A 12,521-nucleotide genomic window follows, 5' to 3' on the forward strand; every position below is an offset into this window, starting at 1 on the left:
CCAGCGGGCTCGCCCTCACCCTTCCGGCGCTTCGCGCCTCCCTCCCTCTCCCGGCGGGAGAGGGAGAAGAAGGCTTATTCCGCCGCGATCGCGACGCCGTCGCTGTCGAAGCCCGGCTCGTCGTTCTTGAGTTCGACGTTGAGGCCCAGCGAGCGCATTTCCTTGACGAGCACGTTGAAGCTCTCGGGAATGCCGGCCTCGAAGGTGTCGTCGCCCTTGACGATCGCTTCATAGACCTTGGTGCGGCCGACCACGTCGTCGGACTTCACCGTCAGCATCTCCTGCAGGGTATAGGCGGCGCCGTACGCCTGCAGTGCCCAGACCTCCATCTCGCCGAAGCGCTGGCCGCCGAACTGCGCCTTGCCGCCCAGCGGCTGCTGGGTGACGAGCGAGTAGGGCCCGATCGAACGCGCGTGGATCTTGTCGTCCACGAGATGGTGCAGCTTGAGCATGTAGATGATGCCCACGGTGACCTTGCGATCGAACGCCTCGCCGGTGCGGCCGTCGAGCAGGGTCGACTGACCCGACGTGTCGAGCCCGGCAAGGCTCAGCATGTCGGAGACGTCGGCCTCGCGTGCGCCGTCGAACACCGGCGTCGCCATCGGCACGCCCGGCTTGAGGTTGGTCGCCAGCTCGACGATCTGGTCGGCGCTGCGCGCCTCGATCTCGGCGACATAATGATCGCCATAGACCTGCTTGAGGCGCGACTTGACCGCGTCGGGCATCTGCCCGCCGGTCGCGTCGGGATTGGCATGACGCCAATCCTCGAGCGCGACGCCGATCTGCTGGCCGAGCTGACGCGCGGCCCAGCCGAGATGGGTCTCGAAGATCTGACCGACGTTCATGCGCGAAGGCACGCCCAGCGGGTTGAGCACGAGATCGACCGGGGTGCCGTCCTCGAGGAACGGCATGTCTTCCTGCGGCAGGATCCGCGAGATGACGCCCTTGTTGCCGTGACGGCCGGCCATCTTGTCGCCCGGCTGCAGCTTGCGCTTCACCGCGACGAAGACCTTGACCATCTTGAGCACGCCCGGCGGCAGCTCGTCGCCGCGCTCGAGCTTCTCGCGGCGGTCCTCGAACTTGTCCTTGATGCGCTTCACGGCCTCGTCATACTGGCCGCGCACCGCTTCGAGGTTCGCCTGCATGGCGTCGTCCTGCACCGAGAACTTCCACCATTCGTGACGGTCGACGCTGTCGAGCAGATCGGCATCGATCGCGGCGCCCTTCTTGAGGCCCTTCGGCGTCGCGGTCGCGACCTGGCCGATGAGCATCTCCTTCAGGCGCGACCAGGTGGCGCGGTTGAGGATGTTGCGCTCGTCGTCCGAGTCCTTCTTCAGGCGCTCGATCTCCTCGCGCTCGATCGCCAGCGCGCGCTCGTCCTTGTCGATGCCGTGGCGATTGAAGACGCGAACGTCGACGATCGTGCCGGCAACGCCCGGGGGCAGGCGCAGCGAGGTGTCGCGCACGTCCGAGGCCTTTTCGCCGAAGATGGCGCGGAGGAGCTTTTCCTCCGGGGTCATCGGCGATTCACCCTTCGGCGTGATCTTGCCGACGAGGATGTCGCCCGGCTCGACCTCTGCACCGATATAGACGATGCCCGCCTCGTCGAGGTTGCGCAGCGCTTCCTCGCCGACGTTCGGGATGTCGCGGGTGATGTCCTCGGGCCCGAGCTTGGTGTCGCGGGCCATGACTTCGAACTCGTCGATATGGATCGACGTGAACACGTCGTCCTTCACGATCCGCTCGGAGATCAGGATCGAGTCCTCATAGTTGTAGCCGTTCCACGGCATGAACGCGACGAGCGCGTTGCGGCCGAGAGCGAGCTCGCCGAACTCGGTCGACGGGCCGTCGGCGATGATGTCGCCGGCATTGACCACGTCGCCCACCTTCACCAGCGGGCGCTGGTTGATGCAGGTCGACTGGTTCGAGCGCTGGAACTTCATCAGCGTGTAGATGTCGACGCCGCTCTGGGTGGCTTCGACGTCGCCCGAGGCGCGGATGACGATACGGGTCGCGTCGACCTGATCGACGATGCCCGAACGGCGTGCGCCGATCGCGGCGCCCGAATCGCGGGCGACGGTCTCTTCCATGCCGGTGCCGACGAAGGGCGCTTCCGCCTTCACCAGCGGCACGGCCTGACGTTGCATGTTCGAGCCCATCAGCGCGCGGTTGGCGTCGTCGTTTTCGAGGAACGGAATGAGCGACGCGGCGACCGAGACGAGCTGCTTGGGGCTGACGTCCATCAGCGTGATCTGCTCGGGCAGCGCCATCAGGAATTCGCCTGCCTGACGCGACGAGACCAGTTCCTCGGTGAAGCGGCCTTCGGCGTCGAGATCGGCGGAGGCCTGCGCGATCGTGTGCTTGGCCTCTTCCATCGCCGACAGATAGACGACGTCGTTGGTCACCTTGCCGTCGATGATGCGACGATAGGGCGTCTCGATGAAGCCGTATTTGTTGACGCGGCTGAACGACGCGAGCGAGTTGATCAGACCGATGTTCGGGCCTTCCGGCGTCTCGATCGGACAGATGCGGCCATAATGGGTCGGATGCACGTCGCGGACTTCGAAGCCCGCGCGCTCGCGGGTGAGACCGCCCGGCCCGAGCGCCGAGACGCGACGCTTGTGCGTCACTTCGGAGAGCGGGTTGGTCTGATCCATGAACTGCGAGAGCTGCGACGAGCCGAAGAACTCGCGGACCGCGGCGACCGCGGGCTTGGCGTTGATCAGGTCGTTCGGCATGACTGTGGACACGTCCACCGAGCTCATACGCTCCTTCACGGCGCGCTCCATGCGGAGCAGGCCGACGCGATACTGGTTCTCGAGCAGCTCGCCCACCGAACGCACGCGGCGGTTGCCGAGATTGTCGATGTCGTCGACTTCGCCCTTGCCGTCCTTGAGGTCGACGAGGGTCTTGACCACCGCGAGGATGTCCTCGGTGCGGAGCGTCGTGACGGTGTCCTCGGCGTCGAGGTCGAGGCGCATGTTGAGCTTGACGCGGCCGACGGCCGAGAGGTCGTAGCGCTCGGGATCGAAGAACAGGCCGGCGAACAGCGATTCCGCGGTCTCGAGCGTCGGCGGCTCGCCGGGGCGCATGACGCGGTAGATGTCGGACAGCGCCTGTTCGCGCTCCTCGGCCTTGTCGACCTTGAGCGTGTTGCGGATCCACGGACCGGTCGAGATGTGATCGATGTCGAGCAGCTCGAGCTTCTCGATGCCTGCCTTGTCGAGCAGTTCGAGATTCTCGGCCGACACTTCGTCGCCGGCTTCGATGTAGATCTCGCCGGTCGATTCGTTGATCAGGTCGTAGGCCGAGTAGCGGCCGAAGATTTCCTCGGTCGGGATCAGCAGCGTCTCGAGGCCGTCCTTGGCGGCCTTGTTCGCGGCGCGCGGGCTGATCTTCTGGCCGGCGGCGAACACGACTTCGCCCGACTTGGCGTCGACGATGTCGAACATCGGCTTGGCGCCGCGCCAGTTCTCGGGCGCGAACGGGATCTGCCATCCGCCCGGACCGCGGACATAGGTCACGCGGTTATAGAAGTAATTGAGGATGTCCTCGCTGTTCAGGCCGAGGGCATAGAGCAAGGACGTCACCGGCAGCTTGCGCTTGCGATCGATGCGGACGTTGACGATGTCCTTGGCGTCGAACTCGAAATCGAGCCAGCTGCCGCGATACGGGATCACGCGAGCGGCGAAGAGATACTTGCCCGATGCGTGGGTCTTGCCGCGGTCATGATCGAACAGCACGCCCGGCGAGCGGTGCATCTGGCTGACGATGACGCGCTCGGTGCCGTTGATGAAGAAGGTGCCGTTGCCCGTCATCAGGGGCATGTCGCCCATATAGACGTCCTGCTCCTTGATATCGAGGACCGAACGGGCTTCCGTATCGGGATCCACCTCGAACACGATCAGGCGAAGGGTGACGCGCATCGGCGCCGCATAGGTGATGCCGCGCTGACGGCATTCCTCGACGTCGAACTTGGGCTGCTCGAGCTCGTAATTGACGAAGTCGAGCTCGGCGGTGCCGGCGAAGTCGCGGATCGGGAAGACCGAGCGCAGGGTCTTCTCCAGGCCCGACACATAGCCGATCGAGGGATCGCTCCGCAGGAACTGTTCGTAGGATTCGCGCTGAACCTCGATCAGGTTCGGCATCTGCACCACTTCGTGGATGTCGCCGAACACCTTGCGGATGCGGCGCTTCATCGTGCCGCCCTCGATTGCTTTGGTAGCCATGGGTGTTTTGTGCCTCGTCAGCCGTAGTTTGCCCCTGCCGGCGCGGGGGCGTAAATCGGTGCCCCTGATCCGGGGCCGGGACGTGCGAAAGGACGCGAAAAGGCCGCACGACTCCCTTCCGGGTTTCGGCAGCTTTCGGCGTCCTATGAACCCCACAACGCCAATTCGATCGATGCACTGCGCGACGGCGCATCATTTCCCGGTGCTGTGGTGTGACGGCGATATAGGTGCCGGGGCCGCTCGTGTCAAACCGGGGGAGGGAACCTTTTTCGCTTTGGCAAGTGCGGGATTTCGCTGGCTGAACCTTGAATTAACCCGGCTGCTCGTCGCGGATTGGCAACGGATCGGCGCACCTCGCGGGGTCCGGATCGGGGTTCCATTCATTTAACCTGCGATATGATGAAGAACCACCTTGCCCGCCCCCGCACTGCGCTGTTGATCGGCGCCGCGCTCCTTGCAACCCCCGCTTTCGCGCAGGAGGCGCCGACGCAGACCGTCACGCCGCCGCCGATCGCCGTGACTCCGGTGCCGGCACCGACGCAGGCGCAGGCGCCGCGCATCGAGATGGCGCCGTCGACGCCGATCGTCCAGCCGGCGCCGCCGCCGGGCCCACGCCCCGGCACCGAGGTCGAAGCCGCCGCGCCGCGCGCCGAACGCTCGGCGACGCGAACCACCCAGACCCGTCAGACCAGGACGGCGCCGCGCGCCGCAGCCCCGGTCCGTGAAGCCGCGCCGGCGCCTGCAGCTGCTGCCGTTGCGCCTGCTGCGCCCGTCGCCCAGTCGCCGGCCCCGGTCGAGGCGCCCGCGCCGACCGCGGCTGCCCCTGCACCTGCGCCCGAAGCAGCCGCGCCGCCCGCCACCCAATCTGCGACCACCCAGACGCAAACGCGCAGCGGATCGGGCTTCGCCTGGCCGTGGCTGCTTGGCGGCCTGCTGCTGGTTCTGGCTGGTGCCGCCGCGTTCCTGCTGATGCGTCGCCGCCGCGACGAGGATGAGCTGATCGAGGAGCGGGTCTACGAAGAGCCGGTTGCTCCGCGCGCTTATGAAGCGCCGGTTGCGCCCCGTGCGTACGAGGCTCCGATTGTCGCTGCGCCGGCCGCCGAGCCGCGTCGCGAGCCCGAAGTCAGCCCGTTCATGGCTGCGACCGCGGCTGCGGCGGTTCCCGCGGCCGCCGATGAACTCGACGCGCATGTCGAGGCCGAACTCGCCGAGCCGGAGACCGAGGACCTTGCCGGTATCACCGACGCGCCTGCGCCGGTCGCCAATCGCCCGTGGCTGGAATTCGGACTGCGTCCGGTTCGCGCCGGCACCAGCGAGGAAGAGGCGCTGGTTGATGTCGAGCTGACCGTCGGCAATGCCGGTGACGTGCCCGCCCGCGACGTCCGCATCTCGACCTTCATGCTCGCCGACGCCGAGGGCAGCGAGATGGAGAATCTGCTGACCGGACGCGCCGCGGACACCGCGGTTCCGCCGGTGACGATCGCGCCGGGCGACGGCACCCGAGTCGACGCGCACCTCGCGGTGCCCAAGGGCGAGATGGGCCGCGTGTTCAACCCCGTCGTCGTTGCCGAGGCGCGCTACACGCTTCCTGACGGTCGCGAGGGCCGAACCTCGGCGATGTTCAAGATCGGCCGCCCGAGCCCGGTGGCGGACGGTGTCGGCCCGATCGGGGCGAGCCGGCCGCACATGGTCGACAATGTCGAGGCCGAGCTGCTGGGAACTCCCGAGCACGCGTAAATCGCGCCGGAAGCCTCCGTTCAGCGAGGCAGGAACGAGAGGAGGCCGGGCGCGACGCCCGGCCTTTTCTTTGCGTCCCCGCCGTCCCGCCCGGAGCGGAATTTTCCTTTCATTCGTTACTATTCCGGGTCTATCGCCTTGCGCTTCCAGACAGGGAGCCAAGGTCGTCCATGAACAAGCTGCTCGCCGCTTCTCTCGCCGGCACCTTCATCCTCGCCGCCCCCGCGCTGGCCCAGCAGGCGCAGCCGTTCAACGACATTCCGGCGAAGTTCACGCCCCCGGCCCAGCCTTCGGACTTCATCAAGCGCGAAGCGATGATCCCGATGCGCGACGGGGTGAAGCTCTATACCGTGATCGTCATCCCAAAGGGCGCGAAGAATGCGCCGATTCTGTTCACCCGCACCCCCTATGACGCCGCCAATCGCGTCAAGCGCACCGCGAGTACGACGATGCTCAACGCGCTGCCCGAAGGCGACGAAGTATTCGTGCGGGACGGCTATATGCGGGTGTTCCAGGACATTCGCGGCAAATACGGTTCGGAGGGTGACTATGTGATCACCCGGCCGCCGATCGGCCCGCTCAACCCGACCAGGGTCGATCATACCACCGACGCGTGGGATTCGATCGACTGGCTGGTCAAGAATATCCCCGAGAGCAACGGCAAGGTCGGCATGCTCGGCTCGTCGTACGAGGGGTTCACCGTGGTGATGGCGCTGCTCCATCCGCACCCGGCGCTCAAGGTCGCGGCGCCCGAAAGCCCGATGATCGACGGCTGGATGGGCGACGACTGGTTCCACTATGGCGCGTTCCGCCTCGCCAATATCGGCTGGATCGGGTCGCAGACCGGCTACAAGGGCGACGGCAAGGCGCCCAATCGGCCCGACTGGGACGATTACGACACGTTCCGCCGCGTCGGTTCGGCCGGCGACTGGGCCAAGCAGTTCGGTTACGACCAGCTGCCGGCGTGGAACAAGATGAGCCAGCACGTCGCCTATGACGCCTTCTGGCAGGGCCAGGCGCTCGACAGGTTGCTCGCCGCCAATCCCTCGAACGTGCCCACGCTCTGGGAGCAGGGGATCTGGGATCACGAGGACATGTATGGCGCGATCACGACCTTCGAGGCGCTGCAGAAGACTCGCGCGGCCGACAGCAATTTTCTGCTGATGGGGCCGTGGCGCCATTCGGGATTCAATTATAACGGCTCGAAGCTCGGCCAGCTCGAATTCGAGGGCGACACCGCGCTGCAGGCGCGGCGCGATATCCTGTTGCCCTTCTTCAATGCCCATCTCAAGGACGGCGCGCCGGCGTTCACGCCGGCAAAGGCAAGCTTCTACAATACCGGCGACAACCGCTGGGAATATCTCAACAAATGGCCGCTCGCCTGCGAGACGGGCTGCGGCGAGAAGCTCACCCCGATCTACCTCAAGCCCGCCGAGGGGCTGGGCTTCGACAAGCCGGGGCAGGGGTCGGACAGTTACGTCTCTGATCCCGCCAAGCCGGTGCCGCATCTGCCGCGGCCGGTGAACTTCCAGGACGGCCGCTGGTCGACCTACCTCGTCACCGACCAGCGCTTCGTCGACGGGCGCCCCGACGTGATGACCTATATGACCGAGCCGCTGACCGCGCCGGTCCGCGTCTCGGGCGCGCCGCTCGCGGACATCTTCGCGAAGACGACGGGGACCGACGGCGATTTCGTCGTCAAGGTGATCGACGTCTATCCCGACGAGATGGCGACGAAGAAGGAGATGGGCGGTTTCCAGCTGCCGATCGCGATGGACATCTTCCGCGGGCGTTATCGCAATTCCTTCGAGAAGCCCGAGCCGATCCCGGCGAACAGGGTGCAGGAATACAAGTTCCGCCTGCCGACGGTGAACCATGTGTTCCAGCCGGGGCACCGGATCATGGTGCAGGTCCAGTCGAGCCTGTTCCCGGTCTATGACCGCAACCCCCAGAAATATGTCGACAACATCTTCTTCGCAAAGAAGTCCGACTATCAGAAGGCTACGGTGTCGATCGTCTATGGCGGGGCGCAATCGAGCGCGGTGTTGCTGCCGGTGGTGCCGCTCGATCAGTCGGCCGCGATGGCGCGCTAGGCGACGGAGTTCGGACGGCCGCTTGCCGTCCCCCGGTCGCCGGGTGTAAATTGTCGCGACTTGACGGGGACGAGACGATGTACCGGACGATGATGGTGCTGTGCGCGGCGATCGTGACCATTCCGGCCGCGGCGGCGAAGGATCCCGCGCCCGAACTGCTCGCGCACGCCGGCAAGTGGCAGGTCGATTACGACAAGGAAGCCTGCCATCTGCTCGCGAAGTTCGGCGCGGGCGACGACGAAGTGATCGCCCGCTTCACGCGTTATCAGCCGGGCGATCCTTTCGATCTGACGCTCTATGGAAAGCGCCTGCGCGGCCTGCCCCCGAGGCTGAATGTCGAGGTCGCGTTCGGACCGGCGGGTGCGCCGCTCGCCCGCGAGGCGATGACCGGGACCGCGGGCAAGACGCCGATGCTGCTGCTGAGCGAGCTACGCCTCGACGGTGCGGCGGGCGAGACCGCCAACCTGCCGACGATCGCGCCGGCGCGGGAGGCCGCGGCCGCGGATGCGACCTTCAAGATTCCGCGCAAACCGGCTTTCCGGCTCGGCTTCGGCTCGCTCGGCGCGCCGCTGGCGGCGCTGCGCGCGTGCCAGACCGACCTGCTGCGCCATTGGGGTTTCGATCCCGAGACAGAGGCGCGGCTGAGCCGCCGGGTGATGCCCGCGGGCGAGCCGGCGAGGTGGCTCGACACCGCCGAACACCCGCTGCCGCCCGAGATCGCGGACAACAACGTCGTCGTCCAGTATCGGCTCGATGTGGATTCGGACGGGCTGGTCTCGGCATGTCACATACTCTATCGGACCGAGCCCGACGCGTTCGGCGACGTCACCTGCAGCGAGATGACCCGGAACGCGCGTTTCCGTCCGGCGCTCGATGCCGCGGGCAAGCCGGTGCGCTCCTTCTACGTCAACAAGGTGCGTTGGCTGGCCAGTCGGGACGACACCGACTGAGCGCTTCCCCGCGTCCCGGCGTAATGCTACGCCAACACACGTCCGATTCTCTCGAAGAGGTTCTCCCGAATGCAGAAATGGAGCCTCGCGCTCGCGCTTGCCGCCAGCGCATTGTCGGCGCCCGCGCTCGCCCAGCCGGCGCCGGCCGCCGCGCAGAAACTGCACGTCGACATGCAGTATTTCACGCTGGCCAACGGCCTCAAGGTCGTGCTGGCGAGGGACGAGATCGCGCCGACGGTGACGATCGCGGTCTATTACGGCATCGGTTTCCGGGTCGAGCCGCGCGAGCGCACCGGCTTCGCGCATCTGTTCGAGCATCTGATGTTCCAGGGATCGAAGCATGCGCCCAAGGGCGTGTTCGACAAGACCGTGACCAATTCGGGCGGGATCAACAACGGCTCGACCCGCTTTGATTTCACCAATTACTACGAAGTGCTGCCGTCGAGCGCGCTCGACCGGATGCTGTGGCTCGAGGCCGATCGCATGGCCAATCCGGTGATCGACCAGACCGTGCTCGAGAACCAGCAGGGCGTCGTCGGCAACGAGGTCAAGGTCAACGTCATCAACCAGCCCTACAGCACCTGGCCGTGGATCGACCTGCCGATGCTGGCCAACACCAATTGGTACAACAGCCACAATTTCTACGGCGATCTGAAGGAGATCGAGGCGGCGACCGTGCCCGACGCCAAATCCTTCTTCGAGGCCTTTTATCGCCCGAGCAATGCGGTGATGGTGATCGCCGGCGATCTCGACTATGCCGCCACCCGCGCGACGATCGAGAAATATTTCGGGCCGATCCCGAAGAAGCCCGCGGTGGTCCAGCCCGACATTTCCGAGCCGCGCCAGACCGCGGAGAAGTTCCGGAGCCGGGTCGACGCGCTTGCGCCCAAGCCGGGCTATGCGGCGGGCTATCACGTGCCCGAGCGCGGCACGCCCGAATGGTATGCGATGGGGCTGATCGACCAGATACTGCTCCAGGGCGACGACAGCCGGCTCTACACAAAACTGGTCCAGCAGACCGGCATCGCCGGCGAGATCGGCGGCGGGATCAATGGCGATCTCGGCAACATGTTCAATTATCGCGGGCCGATGCTGTGGAGCTTCAGCTTCACCCATGATCCGACCCACACGCCCGCGCAGATCACCAAAGCTGTCGACGAGGTGATCGAGGAGCTGCGCAGCAAGCCGGTGACCGCAGCCGAACTCGCCCGCGCCAAGACCAAGATGCGTTCGGATCTGTATGGCGAGATCGACGGCAGCGGCCGCATCGGGCTGGTCGATCTGCTCGCAGTGCATGCGCTGTTCGACAATGACCCGCAGGCGATCAACCGCATCGAGGACGGCTTCGCCACGGTGACGCCGGCGCTGATCCAGAAGACCGCGCAGGAATATCTGCGCAAGACCAATCGCTCGGTCTATGTGGTCGAGCCGGGTGCCGCCGCCAAAGGCGCCGCCGCCGAGGGAGGCAAGTGATGAAGCGCGCGCTGCTCGCGAGCCTGCTGGCGTTCGCCGCAATCACTCCTGCGTTCGCGCAGGATTTCCCGCCGCCGCCGCCGATCGGCGAGCCCAAGCCGTTCAAATTGCCCGCGACCGAGACTTTCACCTTGCCCAACGGCATGGAGGTGACGCTCGTCCCCTACGGCATCGCGCCCAAGGTGGTGGTGTCGCTCCGCGTCCGTGCCGGCAGCGCCACCGAAGGCGAGGCGACATGGCTCGCCGAGCTCACCGCGGCGATGATGAAGGAAGGGGCAGGCGGGCGCAGCGCCGGCCAGCTCGCTACCGCCGCTGCCGAAATGGGCGGCGATCTCGGCGTCGGTGCGGGCCAGCAGACCACCCAGGTCACGATGAACGTGCTTTCCGAATATGCCCCGCGGGCAGTGGCGCTGATCGGCGACGTCGCGATCCGGCCCGATCTGCCCGCGAGCGAGCTCGCCCGGGTCAAGGCCAATCTCGGCCGCCAGCTCAGCGTCGCATTGTCGCAGCCGGGCACGCTCGCCGATATCGCGCTGGCGCGGACGATCTACGGGCCGAACCATCCTTATGGCCGTGTCGTGCCCAGCGCGGCGCAGCTCGCCGGCTATACGATCGATCAGATCAAGGGCTTCCATCGCGACCAGTTCGGCGCGAAGCGCGCGCATCTCTATATCGCGGGCAAGTTCGATGCCGTCGCGATCAAGGCGGCTATCACGCGGACGTTCGGCGGCTGGACCGCCGGGCCCGAGCCGGTCACGCTGGCCGCGCCGCACCAGGCCGGCCCGCGGGTGATCCTGATCGACCGGCCCGATGCGCCGCAGACCACATTGCGGCTGTCGTTCGATGCTGCGGTGGCCGGCAGCGAGGCCGACATCCCGCAGCGGGTGACCAATTCGCTGCTCGGCGGCGCGTTCAGCTCGCGGATCACCACCAATATCCGCGAGACCAGGGGCTATACCTATTCGCCGGGTTCGGGGGTGGCGTTCAACCCCGACGAGGCGCTTTGGACCTTCGATGCCGATGTGACGACCAACGTCACCGGCGCAGCGTTGACCGAAGTGTTCAAGGAAATCCGTCGGATGCAGACCGAGCCGGCGCCGATCGAGGAATCCTTGGGCATTCGCACCTATATGGCGGGGCTGTTCGCGATCTCGAACTCGACCTCGCCGGCCCTGGTCAACACCTTGGCGACGCGCGACCTGCTCGGGCTGCCCGCCGACTGGACCGACCGTTACGTTCCCGCAGTGCTCGCGGTCGAGCCGGCGGCGATGCTCGCCTCGGCCAAAGCGAGCTACCCGCTGGAGAAGCTGACCCTGGTCGCGGTGGGCGATCTCAAGACCGTCGAGCCCCAGCTCAAGGCGCTCCCAGAATTGGCCAAGGTGCCGTTCGAGCGGGTGCGCGTGCCTTAAGCCGAAGGCGCGTTGATGCGCGACCCGAGCTTCGGCGTGGACGATAGCTGTTTGGCAGGAAGGTCGACGCGGCGTTTCTTCCCTCTCCCCTCGGGGGAAAAGGAGGGAGCCGATGAAATCGGCGGAAGGGTGAGGGAGAGTGGGACCCATGTCCCCCTCATCCTTCCCACTCGCTACGCGAGCGGCCCCCTTCCTTCTCCCACAGGGGGAGAAGGAGATCGTCCTCGTGTCCGCAGACTCATAGAAATCCGCTTCACCTGCGCCAGGCCGTCGTTAAAACACGATGCGTGCAGCTGAAATTCACGTTGAGGGCGCTAGAGAGACAGTGGTGAAGCGCGGGAAACATCGGATCAGGGGCGTGTTCGGCATCGTCGCGGCGGCGGGGGCCGCCAGTGCCGCTTATGCGCAGCAAACCACGCCGACGCCGACGCCGGTTCCGCTGCCGTCGCCGGCGCGCCCGAGCACCACGCTTCCCAATGTGACGCCCGAGCGGTTCACGCTGGCGCCCCCGACGGCGACGCCGACCCCGACCCCAGTCCTCGCGCCGCCACCGGCAGTGGTGCCGACGCCGGCCGCAACGGCGGCGCCCCGCGCGACGGCGACTCCCCGCGCGACCGCGCCGGCCCGCCC

Annotated in this window: 6 protein-coding genes and 1 pseudogene; 6 read left to right on the top strand and 1 reads right to left on the bottom strand. The window is 66.5% G+C overall.

Features of this window, described 5'->3' with window-relative positions; all coding sequences use genetic code 11:
• Positions 1-74 precede the first annotated feature (74 nt).
• On the bottom strand, positions 75-4,229 hold the full coding sequence (rpoB, locus tag Q9Q95_RS20310) for a DNA-directed RNA polymerase subunit beta (protein WP_306098981.1): 4,155 nt from the start codon (positions 4,227-4,229) through the stop codon (positions 75-77).
• Positions 4,230-4,625: 396 nt separating this feature from the next.
• On the opposite strand from rpoB, the gene Q9Q95_RS20315 reads away from it, so the two are divergent.
• The 6 genes and pseudogenes from Q9Q95_RS20315 to Q9Q95_RS20340 form a co-directional block, all read left to right on the top strand.
• Positions 4,626-5,966, top strand: coding sequence for a hypothetical protein (locus Q9Q95_RS20315; protein WP_306098982.1), 1,341 nt, complete (start codon positions 4,626-4,628; stop codon positions 5,964-5,966).
• A gap of 170 nt (positions 5,967-6,136) precedes the next feature.
• Positions 6,137-8,059, top strand: a complete 1,923-nt coding sequence (locus Q9Q95_RS20320) for a CocE/NonD family hydrolase (RefSeq protein WP_306098983.1) — start codon at positions 6,137-6,139, stop codon at positions 8,057-8,059.
• A gap of 50 nt (positions 8,060-8,109) precedes the next feature.
• Positions 8,110-9,009 carry a hypothetical protein gene (locus Q9Q95_RS20325; RefSeq protein WP_306098984.1) on the top strand — a complete coding sequence of 300 codons (900 nt, stop codon included), beginning with the start codon at positions 8,110-8,112 and terminating at the stop codon, positions 9,007-9,009.
• Positions 9,010-9,078: 69 nt separating this feature from the next.
• A complete protein-coding gene (locus tag Q9Q95_RS20330) occupies positions 9,079-10,482 on the top strand; it encodes a pitrilysin family protein (protein WP_306098985.1) in 1,404 nt (467 codons plus the stop codon).
• Positions 10,482-11,891, top strand: a complete 1,410-nt coding sequence (locus Q9Q95_RS20335; protein WP_306098986.1) for a pitrilysin family protein — start codon at positions 10,482-10,484, stop codon at positions 11,889-11,891. The genes Q9Q95_RS20330 and Q9Q95_RS20335 overlap by 1 nt, the downstream gene beginning before the upstream one ends.
• A gap of 328 nt (positions 11,892-12,219) precedes the next feature.
• Positions 12,220-12,521 (top strand): annotated as a pseudogene (locus tag Q9Q95_RS20340) (hypothetical protein); the annotation flags it as partial.

This window comes from Sphingomonas sp. DG1-23, assembly GCF_030730875.1.
Lineage (GTDB): Bacteria > Pseudomonadota > Alphaproteobacteria > Sphingomonadales > Sphingomonadaceae > Sphingomonas.

What these genes read in the sequence shown, in the direction of transcription:
- rpoB (WP_306098981.1), bottom strand. Translation starts at nt 4,229, where the DNA reads ATGGCTACCAAAGCAATCGAGGGCGGCACGATGAAGCGCCGCATCCGC.
- Q9Q95_RS20315 (WP_306098982.1), top strand. Translation starts at nt 4,626, where the DNA reads ATGATGAAGAACCACCTTGCCCGCCCCCGCACTGCGCTGTTGATCGGC.
- Q9Q95_RS20320 (WP_306098983.1), top strand. Translation starts at nt 6,137, where the DNA reads ATGAACAAGCTGCTCGCCGCTTCTCTCGCCGGCACCTTCATCCTCGCC.
- Q9Q95_RS20330 (WP_306098985.1), top strand. Translation starts at nt 9,079, where the DNA reads ATGCAGAAATGGAGCCTCGCGCTCGCGCTTGCCGCCAGCGCATTGTCG.
- Q9Q95_RS20335 (WP_306098986.1), top strand. Translation starts at nt 10,482, where the DNA reads ATGAAGCGCGCGCTGCTCGCGAGCCTGCTGGCGTTCGCCGCAATCACT.